This is a genomic window from Lacibacter sediminis (genome assembly GCF_014168535.1).
Taxonomy (GTDB): Bacteria; Bacteroidota; Bacteroidia; order Chitinophagales; family Chitinophagaceae; genus Lacibacter; species Lacibacter sediminis.
This window is the reverse complement of sequence record NZ_CP060007.1, coordinates 4,992,825-5,008,995: the sequence shown is the minus strand read 5'-3', so window position 1 is coordinate 5,008,995 and position 16,171 is coordinate 4,992,825. Positions and strand designations below refer to the sequence as shown.

13 protein-coding genes are annotated in these 16,171 nt (G+C 39.5%); 2 read left to right on the top strand and 11 right to left on the bottom strand.

What is annotated here, in order from left to right; all coding sequences use genetic code 11:
• Positions 1-28: 28 nt before the first annotated feature.
• From H4075_RS21145 to H4075_RS21100, 10 genes are all read right to left on the bottom strand, one after another.
• Positions 29-853: a sterol desaturase family protein gene (locus H4075_RS21145; protein ID WP_182802814.1), complete on the bottom strand. Its 825-nt coding sequence runs from the start codon at positions 851-853 to the stop codon at positions 29-31.
• Between the two features lie 33 nt (positions 854-886).
• Positions 887-2,074: a DUF1624 domain-containing protein gene (locus H4075_RS21140; protein WP_182802813.1), complete on the bottom strand. Its 1,188-nt coding sequence runs from the start codon at positions 2,072-2,074 to the stop codon at positions 887-889.
• Positions 2,075-2,101: 27 nt separating this feature from the next.
• The gene (locus tag H4075_RS21135; protein ID WP_182802811.1) at positions 2,102-3,295 is read right to left on the bottom strand and encodes a DUF1624 domain-containing protein; all 1,194 of its coding nucleotides are present in this window, start codon (positions 3,293-3,295) and stop codon (positions 2,102-2,104) included.
• A gap of 148 nt (positions 3,296-3,443) precedes the next feature.
• Positions 3,444-4,358 (bottom strand): hypothetical protein, encoded by a 915-nt coding sequence (locus H4075_RS21130; RefSeq protein ID WP_182802810.1) that lies wholly within the window; start codon positions 4,356-4,358, stop codon positions 3,444-3,446.
• A gap of 35 nt (positions 4,359-4,393) precedes the next feature.
• The gene (locus tag H4075_RS21125) at positions 4,394-5,647 is read right to left on the bottom strand and encodes a DUF418 domain-containing protein (RefSeq protein ID WP_182802808.1); all 1,254 of its coding nucleotides are present in this window, start codon (positions 5,645-5,647) and stop codon (positions 4,394-4,396) included.
• 172 nt (positions 5,648-5,819) lie between these two features.
• Complete coding sequence (locus tag H4075_RS21120; protein ID WP_182802806.1) at positions 5,820-6,704, bottom strand: dioxygenase family protein; 885 nt, start codon at positions 6,702-6,704, stop codon at positions 5,820-5,822.
• 29 nt (positions 6,705-6,733) lie between these two features.
• Positions 6,734-7,216 carry a lipocalin-like domain-containing protein gene (locus H4075_RS21115; protein ID WP_182802804.1) on the bottom strand — a complete coding sequence of 161 codons (483 nt, stop codon included), beginning with the start codon at positions 7,214-7,216 and terminating at the stop codon, positions 6,734-6,736.
• 210 nt (positions 7,217-7,426) lie between these two features.
• Positions 7,427-8,065: a DUF2306 domain-containing protein gene (locus H4075_RS21110; RefSeq protein WP_182802802.1), complete on the bottom strand. Its 639-nt coding sequence runs from the start codon at positions 8,063-8,065 to the stop codon at positions 7,427-7,429.
• Positions 8,066-8,122: 57 nt separating this feature from the next.
• On the bottom strand, positions 8,123-8,878 hold the full coding sequence (locus tag H4075_RS21105) for a hypothetical protein (RefSeq protein WP_182802801.1): 756 nt from the start codon (positions 8,876-8,878) through the stop codon (positions 8,123-8,125).
• Between the two features lie 410 nt (positions 8,879-9,288).
• Positions 9,289-10,032 (bottom strand): hypothetical protein, encoded by a 744-nt coding sequence (locus H4075_RS21100; RefSeq protein WP_182802799.1) that lies wholly within the window; start codon positions 10,030-10,032, stop codon positions 9,289-9,291.
• Between the two features lie 225 nt (positions 10,033-10,257).
• Between H4075_RS21100 and H4075_RS21095 the strand changes: the two genes are divergently transcribed.
• Positions 10,258-14,388 (top strand): hybrid sensor histidine kinase/response regulator transcription factor, encoded by a 4,131-nt coding sequence (locus H4075_RS21095; protein WP_182802797.1) that lies wholly within the window; start codon positions 10,258-10,260, stop codon positions 14,386-14,388.
• 24 nt (positions 14,389-14,412) lie between these two features.
• Here H4075_RS21095 and H4075_RS21090 read toward each other — a convergent pair whose 3' ends face one another.
• Positions 14,413-15,600 carry a dipeptidase gene (locus tag H4075_RS21090; RefSeq protein WP_182802795.1) on the bottom strand — a complete coding sequence of 396 codons (1,188 nt, stop codon included), beginning with the start codon at positions 15,598-15,600 and terminating at the stop codon, positions 14,413-14,415.
• A gap of 41 nt (positions 15,601-15,641) precedes the next feature.
• On the opposite strand from H4075_RS21090, the gene H4075_RS21085 reads away from it, so the two are divergent.
• Entirely contained in the window at positions 15,642-16,115 is a 474-nt protein-coding gene (locus H4075_RS21085; protein WP_220494818.1) for a GNAT family N-acetyltransferase, read from the top strand.
• Positions 16,116-16,171: the final 56 nt, after the last annotated feature.

The window sequence follows — 16,171 nt, the reverse complement described above, 5'->3', positions numbered from 1 at the left end:
AATTTTTATGAATTATACGGTACTGTTTTTACTTACTTTTCAGTTCATCAGAACCGATCCGTTTTACATTGATGAACGGACTTTTCATTAAATACCAGAAGGTTTGTTTTTTGTCTTCATCAAACTCTTTCAAACCCAGTTTGATGTGCTCAACAGGTTTGTGTTTATATGTACCAAAGAGGCGGTCCCATACAATAAAAATGTCGGAGAAGTTTGAATCGGTATAATGCTGATCTTGTTCGTGGTGTACTTTGTGGATATTAGGTGTTGTTATAACTAAACCAATACTTTTATCGATCCATTTGGGAAAACGAAGATTGGAGTGTTGCAGTACAAAGAAAATCATCGTAATAAATAAATACAAACCAAGCGTAAGAAGGTCGAGACCAAAAATGCCTGCAGCAAGAATACTGCTGCTGCCAAACCAAAGAAAACTCTCTAACGGATGACCACGAAAATTAGTGGAAGCATCCATGGTTGTATCGCTGTGGTGCACTCGATGAAAACGCCACAGGAATGGCACTACATGCGACAAGCGGTGGAACCAGTAACTCACCAGGTCAAACATCGCAACGCCGAGAAACAATTTTAACCAAAGTGGCAATTGAACAACATAAAAAAGTCCGACTTGGTGATTGTTCAGCCATTCAATACTGGAAACAGAAACCCAGGACCAGAGAATACCCAGAAGAAAAAACACCGCATAAAATAGACTGTTTTGAAACAGGTGTTGCGGTCTTTTGGTAAATGTGAACTGATTGCCGAGCAATTGTTCAAGCGAATAAAACAGCACCATTAATCCAATTAGGATATAATTGGGATTGATAGCGAGTAGTTTGTTAATGAGTTCCATTGCAGCAGATTTGGGTAATGTTGAAAGCTGTCGTTATAAATAACTCAGCCATTTCTTTTCTTTGTGATTGGTTTTATAGCGATCGTACCATTTACATAAAGGATACAAGGCAATTACAACCGAAAGCCAAACAATATATACGATCCATAAACTATAACCTTCGCCCGGTATAATGAACTTAAACGGAATAGGCACCTTCATCCCTTCTGCTACACTATGTCCTCTTGCCAGGAACAGAATAATTGAAATGAGATGGAGCACATAAAAATGTACGATATAATAAAACAGCGGAACCCTGCCAAACACAATGGCGAATTTTGCAAAACGTCCGCTTGTGTTTTTTACAAATGATAAGAAGATAAATGCACCACCAATTGTTGCACACATAAAGAGTAAAGATGGCGGATATTTTTGCACGTTCATAAATGAAAAGAATGTTTGCAGCCCTGTCTTTTGCGTAGTCCAGGGTTGTGAATCACCATACACATTCATTGAACGGAGTATGACAAATAATACCAAGGCAGCAACACCCATCCACAGTAATAATTTATTTCTGCGTTCTGTTTCGGTGTTGCTGAAAAGTTTACCAAAGCAATAACCAAGTATCATCAGTCCTGTCCACGGAAGAAAAGGATACATGATGCCTAATGTAAAATTGCTGCCCAATTGAAGAAAAGCGGGACGATGCAAAAAACTCCACCATACAGGCACAGCACCGTTGCGTTCTGCTTCCGCAAAATCGAGGAGGTTATGACCAAAAACAATTAATAGTCCAATGATCAGCATTGCCCGGAAGGGCAACCAGATCAGAAGCCCCAGCAGTACCATACTTATACCAATGGACCATATTGTTGCGAGAACAACCGTACTGAAGTAGATATCGCCTAATACACCAAACGTCATTACAGTTATTTCTATGAGTACCAGCCAAAGACCACGTGTGATCAGGAACCAACTCAGCTCTTTTGTTGTTTTTCGTTTGCTCTGCAGCCAGGCAGAAACGCCTGAAAGAAAAACAAATGTGGGCGCACAGAAATGTGTGATCCAGCGTGTGAAATAAAGTGCAGCCGTAGTTGTTTCAGGATTTAGCGGATCGCCGGTAAATGCTTCTCTGTGAAAAAAATCACGTGTATGATCCAACGCCATAATGATCATGACCAGGCCACGAAGCAAGTCGATCGACTCAATGCGTTTTTGGCTAACGTTTATTGCGGTTTGCATGTTGTTTATTTGATTATAATCAGCATTTTATAAATAACTCAGCCATCGTTTTTCTTTATGATTGATTTTATATCGGTCATACCATTTGCATAGGGGATAAAGTGCAACCACAACAATAAACCAAACCAGGTACACAACACTTAACGAAAATCCATAACCCTTTAAATCTTCTGCAAACCAAAGTGGTTGTTCTAATATCCATACGTTCCAGCTGTGTTGGGTAAATAAACCTGCGGCCAGCATGGCCAGGAGGTGAACCAGGAAAATATGCAGTAGATAATAGAACATTGGCACCCTTCCGTAAATGGAAATAAACCTTGAAATGCTATTGCGTATATTTTCTGTAAATGCAAGAAACAGGATCGATGGTCCAAGCGTCATTAATATATACAGCAACGATGGCGGGTATTTATTTGCTTTGATGAATGAAAGGAATGTGTATAGCGGAGATGGTTGCTGACTCCACGGCACCGGATCGCCATATACATTTATGAACCGAATGATGATAAATAATGCTACAGCAGAGCCGCCGATCAACAGCAGTATTTTTTTTCGTTGCTGTTGATTGTATGCAGTGGTGAATAGCCTGCCAAAGCAATAACCGAGAGCCATGACCCCGATCCATGGAAGAACCGGGTAGCCAACAAGAATATTTTTGCCCTGCCAGGTAAAAAACATTTGATCGTGCAACAAAGACCATCCAAATGCTTTGAATGTGTTACCGGGCACATGAACCTGGTCAAGCAGGTTATGACCTGCAACTAATACAACCCCTATGAGCAGGATTAATTTATTTGGCAAATGAATGAACGCAGCAAGAAAAATCATGCTGATGCCCAGTGTCCAGATAACAATGAAATAAATATTATTAAAAGCCAGGTCGAAATTCCAGAGAAAATTGATGAGCGTTAATTCAAGCAGTATTAACCAGGCACCACGTTTTAAAAGAAAAAGAGACAACTCTTTTTTTGATTTTTTTTGACCGGTCAGGAATGCAGAAGTGCCTGCGAGGAAAATAAAAACAGGGGCACAGAAATGCGTGATCCATCTTGTAAAAAATAAAAGGGGAGTTGTTTTTTCAAGGTCGAGTGGATCGTACATAAAAGCACCGGCATGGAAATAATCCCGGACATGATCAAGTGCCATAATGATCATGACCAATCCACGAAGAAGATCGATGGATTCTATTCTTTTTTGTTTAAGATTGAGGGCTGGTTGCATAATGAATGTTGAGCTATAATGAATTTGTTTTGGTTGCTATAAAAACTAAAGCTTTTACTTTTTCAGGTATCGATACAAAAAGGCACATGCAAAAGCAATGAACATATAAACTATGAATCTGATGATGCGTTGTTTATTCATACGTTCATTATTCAAGATGATATTCTTTACGCAGCTCCTGCAATAGCTTTTGATTGGCTGTCATGTAATCTTTCATCGCCAGAGTTCGGGTTGATACAAGCATTTGTTTATAAAACAGGATCATATTAATTGCTTCACTTCTGTCAAAAGAGGCGAGATTTAATATATCGGCTTTAATATTGGTATTACCTGTACGGTACCGGGCAATCAGTGCCATGTTATATCCTGTTTCATCCGTCTTTCTTAATTCATTCATCCAGTTAAAGTCGTAATGTTTTAAACTGAATTGCTTGATGGGGCTTGCGAAGAATTGGTATTCCTGGTCGTTCCTGTCACGAACATTATTGATGTAAACAGCAATTTCTCCAAACAACTTTTGTAGTGATGCACTTTTAAAATACCTGAGAGAACCTGAACCTTTGAGCTGATTCAGAATACCATCCTTCGGCTCAAACGTATAGCTTGTGATCAGGTACATAACAACAGTGTAGGCAGGGTAAAAGTCTCTGGGCAAATTTGTTAATGAACTGTCTCTGATATAACTCACCAGATAATCACAGTCTTTTTCTTTCCCCAGCCGTCCGGATATTTTATTGGCAAATACAATTGAATCAGCATAAAATTCATCATATAAAGCCTTTGCATATTCCTTTTCTCTGTCCCGTTCAATTTTATGCTCTAACTGGTACTCTGCTAAAAAACCACAAAACACGGCGAGGAACAACATGAGAAATTCCCAGAAATAGGTTTTCCAGCTTTTCTTTCCATGAGCTGCATGTGCATGATGATGTACTTCCATGTCTTTTATTTCTGATGTAGGATTTATGATCTCTGATGTTTCAGCAGCAGGAACAATAGGTTCAGTTGAAGGATTGTTCAACTGTTGTTCATTACTTTCGTTTATCATTATTTCTTCAGCCATCTATATAAGACGATTCTGTTTGTAAGATTCCTGACTCAATTCGCTGTGGATTTCTTTCTAAACTGCTGCCACTTTTTATATGTTGCACTTCGCCATAACCATTCAATGGGTCCGTAATTGAAATACTTTAACCAGATAGTACTTAAGATGATCTGGCTGATAAACACCAGTAATGCAAAAGCAGTATAGTAAACAGGGCCAACCTCACGTGCAAGGCCAAAGCCTGCGCCGTAAAAAACAATGGTGCCGATCACTGAATGGCTGATGTAATTTGTAAATGCCATTTTACCAACAGGCTGAAGTATGCTTACAACTTTTTTACCAACTGCAGTTTGCGCAAATAAGAAGAACAATGCAACATAAGCCAATGCTAATGGCGCAACGCCTAATGCATAAGCAACACTTTGATAAACGCCTTCTATTTTCAATTGATAGTATAACCCTGTTTCCATCAGTTTTGATAGCTGATAGTTTGCAGGTAAGCCAATGAGCAAACCACCGCCGGCGATCATCCAGAGCAATTGTTTATTTGCAAGAATGGTTTTGTAACGATCATTACGTCCCAGCAAATAACCAAGAATAAACATACCCAACACTTTTAAAGGGCGGCTTTGAAAAATTAGATCGCCAAAGCGGTAAAACACACCGGCAACTAGACTTTTTAACTGGAAAAAATAATTTTCTGTTTTCAGATTGATCAAAAACTCATCAAATGATTTTGAACCGGTTAAAGCCGAATCAATTGTTGTGCCTGTTCCATACAACAAACCTGCGGGTGCCAGCAACACATTCCATTTCATGCGCAGGAAGTAAATAAGAACAGGTAAGCATAACAAAACAATGGCGGTGATAAATAGTTTCCGATCGTTCCACTTACGCATCCATAAAAACACGAAACCAATCAAGGAGTAAAAGCAAACAATATCACCTGTCCACAAGAGCAGTAAATGTGCAAGACCAAGCAGAAACATAAAACCCAACCGCCTGCGCATAAATTTTACAGGCGTTAATCCATTTATTTCACTCCGTTTCAGTTGCAAGGCCATACCCCAACCAAACAGTAAGCTGAAGATGGAATAAAATTTTCCTTCGATGAGTACATGTTCCCAAAAACGAAATGTATGATCAAGCTTATGAAAGTAGGGGCCAACATTATTAATCGAAGAATCGTAAAACGAAAAACCTGCGCCAAGGTTGGCAATAAAAATGCCCAGAATGGCGATGCCACGGAGGGCATCCATAATATGGATACGTTCACTTGTACGAACGGGTGTAAAGGCTGTGGACATGCTGGTTGGTTTTGGCTGTTGGGCTTTCTTAGTATTGCTCAAACGAATTGCATAAGGTAGAGAGAAGTTTGGAAGAATGCAAGTGCACCAACCGATCTGTTAACGCCTGCTGGCAATAACGATGATATGGCAAGGCTGCTTCACTGTTTATTTTAATCATCTTAGTTTTTCACTAACTATACTTTAAAAATTTTTCACCCGTATAAGTTTTGGTTTGAGTTGTAACAAATGTTTTTGAGCCACCATTTGTCAACAACTCAAAACGAACTTTTGGAAACCCAATTCCTCCCTCAAAGCTATTGTTCCCTTTGTACGTTAATCCTGAAATTAATTGACCATTGCGTTTCATAAACAAGAGGTCATCGTTCTGAATGAACTCAATTTTGCTATCGTCATTCATATTGTATAATCCTGTAATCTTATCATACACTTTTTTATCAAGTGGAATCTCTTTGCGCATGATCACATTAAATACAATTTCACTTTCTCCTGATGTATTCTTTGTTACAGCAAGTATTCTGTTGACTGCCTGCGGAGCAGAAGCCCAGTTGTCGGTTTCAACATACTTACCCCCTTTAAAATAAAGTTGGGTGATCAGGTCCTGTTGATCGGGTACCGATACACGCATGTGAATATGAGCCGGCCTCCACGATGCTTCATCAGTTGGGTTGGCTTTATACGGAACAGGTAAAATAGATTTGAACGCATAGGTTCCATCTGCTTTTGTTTTTTGTGCGCCTCGATAGTTATAGTCGTCAGAGGCATTATCATACACTTCATGCTCATCACAATGCCAGATTTCAACAAATGCATTGTTGATGGGCGTTTTTCCATCTTCTTTAAAAATGATCCCTTTTAATACGATGGGTGTACCATTTGAATTGGCAAGTCTGAGATTGTTTCGCAATGGCGCTCCGGGTCTGTAAAAAGGACCAAGAATATCAGTAGTCGTCGGCGTGTCGCCTTCATAATTTGTTCCATTCCAGTTTAAACCTCCGAATGTACTGATGCTGATCACTGTGAGTGATGAATTTTTGATGAATGTTCTGCGTTGCATACTGTTTGATTTTAGTTGGTTAATATTCGTTATTCCACCCGCACAAGCACCCTTCTGGTTCTTATGTTATCACCTATGATTGCTGTATCGCCTTTCAGTTGAATTTGCCTGGGCTGTTCTGTATCGGTATAGAAAGGAAGCGTTCCTCCTTTTACATGGTGGATCACCTGCCCCTTAGCCGGTTCGTAAGTATAGGTACCAAAGTATCCGAAAGCATGACTGCTAAAAAATTCATGAAAATTGATCGTGTAATTTTTAGATCCTTCTTCTGTTATTTTCAGAGGTGTATCGCTGGAAACATTTATACTTAATATACCACCGGGCGAGTAAATAAAATAACCTCTTGGATTTTTTCCGTAGCGATGCACCCAAGTATTGCTGACCGAATCCAAATCAGCAAACTCAACCAACTGCCATATACCGGCAATGCCTTTACCGGGTTTTGTTTTTTGTGCAGTTGAGACAATACATACAAATTGAAAACAGATAATAGACAGGAATATTTTTCTCATGTTCATGGTTTATTTAAAAATGGTTTACCAATGTAAAATCATTAGCAGACGAATAGGGAGTTAAAAGGAAAGCGTACACACTTTTCTCAAGGGGAGATGGATTTGGGATAGAATCGACTATTTAAATCTAATTCTTAAAACGCACAGTTCAATTATTTTCTGGTACTAATCCTGCTTGTTTTTCGTAAGACAACAATTGCATTTTATTTGTTATTTCTTTTTCCAGTTTATTACAATTTCTGTGATCAATAACGGTATTGCCCAGCAAAACCAAATAATCGTTACGCCTCTTTCTTTAAATTCCGGCATCAATGATTTTACAAAAACAGAATTATTTAATATGCGAAAAAAGAAGAATCCAAGAGTTACCACATAGCTTCTTGTCATCCATTCCTTATGTTGAGTTATACGTCTTCTCATCACTGAAACATAAGCCATAGATGCTGTAATAATCCAGGCAAGTGCTAAACATTGCAGACCAAACGCCCATGAAAAACTTATCTTGTATCCACTGGTCCATGCTAAATAAGTTGCACTTATTGTACCGATTAAGATAGCGATGAGATAGATGCGACCAAGCAGTCTATGCGCCTTGATATATCTGCTTCTGAATTTCTTCCAGAATTGAAACGGACCGATTAACATGGCTGTAATTCCACTTGAAATATGGAAAAACAAAGGCCATTTATAATCCCAAAACCTGCCATAACTTTCTTTATTCAGCGTTAAGTAGGGTAATATTTCCTGAAAAGTAACTTTACAGATATAGAGAGCGAGAAGTAGTAAAATGGATAGTCTTAGATAGGATGTTGGTTTTTGTAAAACCTGAAGGTTATTTGGTTGCGCCATAATTATTATTTATTTGGTTCATTAATTAGAATAATTTCTAAGCCGTAGCAGAGCGGTTTATCGAAATAAAAAGGCTTCCACAAACCATCGCCAAATAGCAGTTTCACTTGCCAAATCATTGATCAAAAAACAAATGGAATAAATGCCAATCACAATGGATACAGGCTTCAACGACTGTTTTTTTGAGCGTTGGTAAACAGCAAGTGCAACCAGCAGAACAAGAGCAAACAGTTGTGAACCATAATCAATAAAGAAGTTGGGCTCTATGTTGTTTGCTTTAGCCCAATGGCCAATCATACGGTCTAATGCAGGGTCAATGGATGTAAAAATAGCGCCAAGCATATATGTTGCATGATGGAGGAATTTTTTTCGATTGACAATAGCAAGCGTGTAAAAGATAATGAGCATGAGCAAGAAAAGAATTCCGATTGTTTGTGAACTGGCCACCCTGTCCAGCACCTCTTGGGCAGTTAACTTTAGCTCACCAGTCGTTACTTTATCCTGAACCCGAAGAAGAATTCTCTCGTAACGGGCTTGAATGAGTATATAACCGGAAATGATGATGAAAGGAATCAACACATAACTTACCTTGCCAACAACTTTATGTATCTGGGTCTTCTTCTTCATGATCAACCACGGCTGCACAATACTCATGATTACCCATAAAGACATAAAGAAGGCATGAACATGCTGAATAGTGGTGCTTTTGTTGGTTAATATCTTGCTCCAATAGCCTGGGTAAAAGCCAATGGCTACAAATGGAATCAATAGGAGCAACCATTTTTCGATATGTGGAAATAAGATTCGTTTCATTGTCTATCTTTTTATAAATAACGAAGCCACCATTTTTCTTTATTCGCTTGTTTATAACCATCAAAATTTTTTGCATAAGGGATACAGCATGGCAATGATTGCTATCCGTATCAGATATACAATGAAGAGATTAAAGCCAAACCCCTTAACAAATCGAGTGATTTAATTCTGGCTTTTGTTTTGATTTCGTTCATGAAGTTGGTTGGTTTTAGAAGTTCCCGTCTGCAGACATGCCTTCGGCTCCCTCACTCACATCATAAAGCATATAACTGTTTGCAGTTACAGAAAATCTGCAGTACAATGTGTGTTCGGCACAAGCGGCTTTTGTTTTTGAAAGGATTTTGGAAAAAACAAACCCCACCAAATTATAAGTATGATGAGGTTGTTTAACTATCAACATGGAAAAAGGGTTATTTCGAACTTAAGTCTTTACGCATAAAAAGTAATTCGCTCCAGCTTTCCTGTGTGTACTCAGCTATATCTTTTAAATACTGTTCATAAGAACCTTCGCCGTTTACAGTTTCATACACTTCTTTAAACGGTTTGCGGAAGCCCGGTGCACGTTCTTTCAATCCCTGCTTATACCTTGTGGTTAATGTGTATTGTGTTGGACCCGATCCGCTGGACATGTACACAGCAACAGTTACACCCGAAGCTTCCCACGCTTTTTTTATTTTCTTGAGGATAGCTGCTACATGATCGCCTTGCCCGGGTTTGGGATAAACATGGTTGATCTGGATCTTGTCAGTAAAATCGCCCAAAGCAATCGTGCTTAACGATTCCTGGTAAACGGAGTAACCACCGCTCTGCTTATCAGTTAACCAGATGGCTACGTTTTTATTCCAGTCAGTTTGATGTTCTGGACTGATATCTCCTCTTGCATCTTCACTTTCCCAACTTTTTGGTCCTTCGGTAATATGATAGCCGCCAAGATCCGGCCCCGATTGAATGGCAAACACCCGCCAGTGGTTATCGCCGCTGTGATATTTTTGGGCATGGTTAGCAACGGCCTTTTCAAATTCTGCGATCTTGTCAATTTTCGGAAACACCCGGTGTGTAGAAATTACATTCTTGGCTTGGCCGATGCCGGCAAAAGGAAGCAGCAGCAGTAAAAGAATAGATGCGCTGAGCGTTGCAATAATTTTCTGTTTCATACATGTGAGTTTTGGTTTAGGAACAATGTGGTTAAGAACCTTTGTAAAGCTCACATCAAACCAATGTTTTGGTGAGTACGAATCCACCATTCAACTTCAGTTTCTCTGCAATCAACAGGACAAATTGTGCATCGTCAGGATAAATTCACCATTCTGTGGGGAAACAGCCTGTTTCGTGAAAGGCAGATGAAATAAAAAACAGGGCTTCAATTATCTTTATAGCAAATGCCCCAAAGCCAAACCACAACCAAGCTGCTGTTTGTTCTATTCTTTGTGGGGCTATTTGTGTCTTCATTTGGACAATTGAAGTATGAGGAGCTAACCACCTCACATGGTTTATCGCAGGGTTATATTTATGATATACTGCAGGATAAAGATGGCTTCCTGTGGTTTGGCACTAAAGATGGGCTTAACCGCTACGATGGGTACAGCTTTAAAGTTTATACCTACGATAGCTATAACCCAAACTCAATAAGTAATAACAACATTAACCGCCTTTTTGAAGACAGTAAAGGAAGGCTTTGGGTAAGTACAGATGATGGTCTTAATATTTATGATAAAAGACGAGATCATTTCCGACGCATTTTACACAACCCCAAAAATGCAAACAGCCTTTCCGGTAATAAAATTTCTTTACCTGTACCTGTAATTGAACTGCCCGATGGACGGTTTTTAGTATTTCCGGAGGAAAAAAAATTAAATGTTATTTCGCTACCCGACGATTTTTTAGAAGATAATTCACAGCCGGTCATTACGCATTTAACAGCGCCCGGGGCGCAAAATATTAACTGCATGTATATGGACGGCAAGAAAAAAGTCTGGATCATTTCTGATAAGGTTTATGAACTGCTGCCAAACGATATGTCGCTTATATGGCGCAAGAACAGCTTTGTATTTGGACAAACTGCCCCGGCTGCCGATGGCAGTGTATGGTCCGATGATATTTTCTTTAGCCAGGTGCAGGATACCAATGCCTATCCGCTGTTTTCAAAAGATATTACCAAAGGTCATGGCAGAACTTTTTTACACGAAACAGATAAGAAGAGATTTTGGCTGGGCATCACCGATTCGGGCAGGCTGGAAATTTTTGATATTAAAAACTGGAAACGGGGCAGCCCGGTTGACCCGGAACAAACAAGGCTGCATAGTTTTTCGGAAGTAACACCAACAAAAATTTATAAAGACCGTTCGGGGCTTGTGTGGCTGGGCACGAACGGTTACGGATTACGTAAATACAGCAACGACACTGAAAAATTTCATCATATTGCCAGTGGTTTTAGTGTGCGTAAAATTATGGGCCTGCCAAACAACCAGATTTTTATAAAAGGCTGGGGCGAATTAAAAAAGCTTGATACGGAGGGAAACAACTTAACAGGCAAAGAGGAAAAGACGCTGTTTAATAGCCGTGAATTTTTTATGGGGAAGGAGTTTACCATTTGGGGGTTACTCCGTAAAAATAGTATCAGCAGTAATAATTATACTGAAGTAATTGAAAAATTGAACCTGGTAACAAACGTTTCAACTACCTACAAGATCAATGTTAACAGGGAAGAAGAATTGCTGGATCCAAAAATGGAAGACAGCAAAGGCAATATATGGCTTATGGGTGTTGGAGGACGGCTGATCGTATTAAACCCTTTTACAGGAGCGTATAAAAAAATTACGATCAACACCGATGCTGCTAATCCTATGCTAAAAGGTGCACAGATAACCACCTTGCACGAAGATGCAACCGGTATTTTTTGGGCAGGTACAGAAAACGGACTCGCAAAAATTAATTTTCAATTCAGTGCCGCAGCGCCACCAAGAATAACATGGTACAAAGCAAATGTTGACGATAAAACAGCTTTAAACTACAGCCATGTAACATGCATTATTAATGATGCGTTCGACAGCAATATTTTATGGGTGGCAACAAAAGGCGGCGGTCTTAATCGACTTAATAAAACAAATAATCAATTTACTCATATCACTACTAAAGAAGGTCTTTGTAATAATGTGGTGTATGGACTGTTGACAGATGATGCTGGTAATATATGGGGCAGTACCAATAATGGTATTTTTTGTTTGTTGAATAAAGAAAAAGATCAACAAGGCAAATGGTTGTTCCGGCATTTTACAAAAACTTCGGGCCTACAGGACGATGAGTTTAACACCGGCGCATACACTAAACTTAACAATGGCGATCTGGCTTTTGGAGGTGTTAACGGACTAAATATTTTTAACCCGGCAATCGTTTTACAAAGCGGCTTTGTACCAAATGTTTTTATCACCAATATTTTAGCAGGCAACGAAGTGGTAGTGCCGAATGATAAAACAGGCATCTTACAACAGGCCATTGAACAATCATCGTCCATTACATTAAATCATTCGCAGGATATTTTAACACTTGAATATTCATCACTTGATTTCACAGCGCCCGATCAAAATAAATACCGTTACCAGTTAGTTGGTATTGATAAAGATTGGGTGGAAAGCGGAACAAGACGAACCGCAACTTATTTACACTTGCCACCGGGCAACTATACATTTAAAGTTCAGGGCAGTAACAGCCAGGGCATGTGGAGCAGTAAGATCGCTGAGTTAAAAATTATTGTCAATCCTCCGTGGTGGCGTACCTGGTGGGCTTATGTTATTTATGTGCTTTTGATCGGTTTTGCAGCGAGAGCGTATTTTTTATTCAGGATCAATAAAGCAAAACTGCAATCGCAATTGCATTTTGAGCAACAGGAAGCAAAACGTGTAAAGGAATTAGATACATTGAAAACACAACTGTATGCGAATATCACGCATGAGTTCCGCACACCGCTTACCGTTATTTTGGGAATGGCACAGCAGGTGAAATCAAAACCTGATGAGCACCTCAATGAAGGCATGGAGATGATCGTTCGTAATGGAAATCATTTGCTCAATCTTGTAAATGAAATGCTTGATCTGTCGAAGCTGGAAGATGGAAAGATGACATTGAATTTGGTAAAAGGAGATGTGATCAATTTTTTACGATATGTAGTAGAATCATTTCAATCATTGGCAGCAAGCCAGCAAAAGCAATTTCACTTTTTAGCGGATGCAGATGAATTGGTGGTAGCCTATGATGCAGAAAAGTTGCGACAGATCATTACCAATCTTTTATCGAACGCATTAAAGTTCACACCTGCACACGGCAACGTGTATATAAGTATTTCGCAGGAAGCAACGGAAGAGCCCGGTTATACCTTTATGGTTTTGAAAGTAAAAGATACCGGCATCGGTATTCCTGAAAACCAATTGCAGCATATATTCGATCGTTTTTATCAATTGGATAACAGTCATACACGCAAAGCAGAAGGTACCGGTATTGGACTGGCGCTTACAAAAGAACTGGTAAAGCTCATGAACGGAACTATCGCTGTAAAAAGTCCGCCGGTGGGTGCAACAAAAGGAACTGAGTTTACCATAGTATTACCAATGAAAAAAGCAAGTGTGGAAGATGTTGCAGTCACTGTTCCTGTATTTGCAAAAGAACCTGCGCCTGAGCCTGCTTTTGTCAGAAGTAAACCTGTTATCATCAACAATGAACATGCTGCGCCAACCACACCATTGATCTTATTGGTAGAAGATAACGTAGATGTGGTTGCCTATACTGCAAGCTGCCTGCCTAACTATAAACTGGCGGTTGGAAAAGATGGAAAAGAAGGTTTTGAAATTGCAGTAGAAATAATTCCTGATTTAATTATTACGGATGTAATGATGCCATTCATTGATGGTTTTGAAATGTGCAGGAAATTAAGACAGGATGAACGTACCAGTCACATCCCCATCATCATGCTTACAGCAAAAGCTGATCTGCAAAGCAAACTCGAAGGGCTGGAGAAAGGTGCGGATGTATATTTAGAGAAACCGTTTCATAAAGAAGAGTTGTTACTACGTATTAAAAAACTACTCGAGCTCCGGAAAAATTTGCAGCAGTATTACAGTAAGCAAATTGGCATTGCACAACAAACAGAAACTGCATCAACCGATGAAATTGTAACAATTGAAGAACCTTCAGAACATGAGTTTGTTAAAAAAGTAAGAGAACTGGTGGAAGCTAATTTTACCAATTATGAATTTAGTGTGGAGCAGTTGTGCAAGATGATCTTTATGAGTCACTCTCAACTGCACCGCAAACTTGAAGCTCTTACCGGTTGTCCGCCGAATAAATTTATCCGCATCATACGCTTAAATAAAGCCAAAGAATTACTGACGGATCCTTCATTAAGCATTGCTGCTATTGCATTGGATTGCGGTTACAACGATCCCGGTTATTTTGCACGTGTGTTTAAACAGGAGTATGGTGTAACACCGCAGGAGTGGCGTATCACAATTAATAAATAGAAAACCGAACGTTTCTGTTTAAAATTACTGAGCAATATTCTTCATAGTTGCTGCAAATACTCTTATAAAATTGCCACCTAAAATTTTGCGGATATTTTTCTTGCTGTAACCTCTTTCCAGTAATGCTTTGGTGATGAGTGGATAATCTTCTACACCATTTAACTCAAGCGGTGGAGCTTCAATGCCATCAAAATCGCTACCCATGCCTACATGATCAACACCAACAAGTTTTACAATATAATCGAGGTGATCGAGCAATACCGATAGCGATGGACGAATACCCAGCAACTGATCTTTGTATTTTTCTGCAGTGATGATGCGTGCATAATCAGGCTGCATGTTTGTCTTTATCAGCGAATCGATCTCAGGCTGGTATTGCAGCAGCAGTTGATTACGTTTGGCTTCATACGAACTGTCAATAAATCCTGCATAGAAATTCAGGAAGATGACACCACCGCTTTTTGCTATGGCTTTGATCTGCTCATCTTTTAAATTTCTTCTGTGCGGACATAAATTCCATACACAGCTATGCGATGCAATGATGGGTTTGGTTGTGAGCTTTGTAATATCCCAGAATGTTTGTTCACCTACATGACTAATATCAACCATTACACCCAATTCATTCATTCGTTTGATTACCTGCTTTCCAAATTCTGTCAGCCCTTTTTTCCCTTCGCTGTTAACAGCACCGCCGGGAGTTGTTTCATCGGCTGCACTTGTTGCCCAAGGCGTGGAGTTATTCCAGGTGATGGTCATATACCGCATACCTCTTTTATGCAAAGCATTGAGTTTTGCTAAATCATTTTCAATCATATGTCCACCTTCAACCCCAAACATGGTTGCCAGCTTTTTTTCTTTCATGGCTTTTTTAAAATCAGCAGGCGTATACACCAACCTCATCTTTGAAGGATTTCGGTTTGCCCATGCATATACACTATCCATTTCCTGGTTGGCAAAAGCATAGGGTTCTTTTTGTTCGCCGCCACAAAAGATCGAGAACATCTGTGCATCCACGCCACCAGCAAACATGCGGTTGAGATCAGAGTGCGTTTTGCCTCTCAGATCAGTATCAAAAGCAAGTTTCTTTTCAATAGCAGATGAAGGAATATCATTATGTGTATCCACCAATATGGCGGCTTTATGGATCTTTTTATAGTTCTGGGCAAAAAGTAAAGATGGTACCAGTAATAAAAGCAGAATTCGTACTAACATGAGCAGGTAAGATTGTAAGTTTGCAGTTAAGGTATACAAAAATGACGGAGTTAATTTATATACAGCAGGAAGGCTGGTTGATGGACGAGGTGAGGAAGCTGTTTCGGGAATATGAAACGGAGCTGGACGAAAATCTTTGCTTCCAGAGTTTTGAAGATGAGTTGAAAGATCCATTGAAATATTACGGTCCGCCAAAAGGGGTGTTATACCTGGCGAAATGGAATAACGAAGTGGCCGGTTGTGTTGCATTGAAACCACTGCGTGAAAGAGGTAGCTGTGAAATGAAGCGGCTCTATGTAAAACCCTTTTACCGGAAGCATAAGATCGGGAAAGTGTTGGTGGAGCAACTGATCAAAGATGCGCAGATGCTGGGCTATACAAAAATGAAACTCGACACATTAGAAAAATTACAACCTGCTATTGGCTTGTACAAACAATACGGGTTTGTAGAAACTACCGCTTACTACGAAAATCCGTTGGATGAAGTGGTATATATGGAGAAAGATTTGATTTGAATTTGATCAATAAAAAAAGTCCGCATTTTATCGTTTGATGAAATGCGGACTTTTTT

Coding starts and splice junctions, on each gene's coding strand:
- H4075_RS21145 (WP_182802814.1), bottom strand. CDS start 853: ATGGAACTCATTAACAAACTACTCGCTATCAATCCCAATTATATCCTA.
- H4075_RS21140 (WP_182802813.1), bottom strand. CDS start 2,074: ATGCAAACCGCAATAAACGTTAGCCAAAAACGCATTGAGTCGATCGAC.
- H4075_RS21135 (WP_182802811.1), bottom strand. CDS start 3,295: ATGCAACCAGCCCTCAATCTTAAACAAAAAAGAATAGAATCCATCGAT.
- H4075_RS21130 (WP_182802810.1), bottom strand. CDS start 4,358: ATGGCTGAAGAAATAATGATAAACGAAAGTAATGAACAACAGTTGAAC.
- H4075_RS21125 (WP_182802808.1), bottom strand. CDS start 5,647: ATGTCCACAGCCTTTACACCCGTTCGTACAAGTGAACGTATCCATATT.
- H4075_RS21120 (WP_182802806.1), bottom strand. CDS start 6,704: ATGCAACGCAGAACATTCATCAAAAATTCATCACTCACAGTGATCAGC.
- H4075_RS21115 (WP_182802804.1), bottom strand. CDS start 7,216: ATGAGAAAAATATTCCTGTCTATTATCTGTTTTCAATTTGTATGTATT.
- H4075_RS21110 (WP_182802802.1), bottom strand. CDS start 8,065: ATGGCGCAACCAAATAACCTTCAGGTTTTACAAAAACCAACATCCTAT.
- H4075_RS21105 (WP_182802801.1), bottom strand. CDS start 8,878: ATGAAACGAATCTTATTTCCACATATCGAAAAATGGTTGCTCCTATTG.
- H4075_RS21100 (WP_182802799.1), bottom strand. CDS start 10,032: ATGAAACAGAAAATTATTGCAACGCTCAGCGCATCTATTCTTTTACTG.
- H4075_RS21095 (WP_182802797.1), top strand. CDS start 10,258: ATGCCCCAAAGCCAAACCACAACCAAGCTGCTGTTTGTTCTATTCTTT.
- H4075_RS21090 (WP_182802795.1), bottom strand. CDS start 15,600: ATGTTAGTACGAATTCTGCTTTTATTACTGGTACCATCTTTACTTTTT.
- H4075_RS21085 (WP_220494818.1), top strand. CDS start 15,642: ATGACGGAGTTAATTTATATACAGCAGGAAGGCTGGTTGATGGACGAG.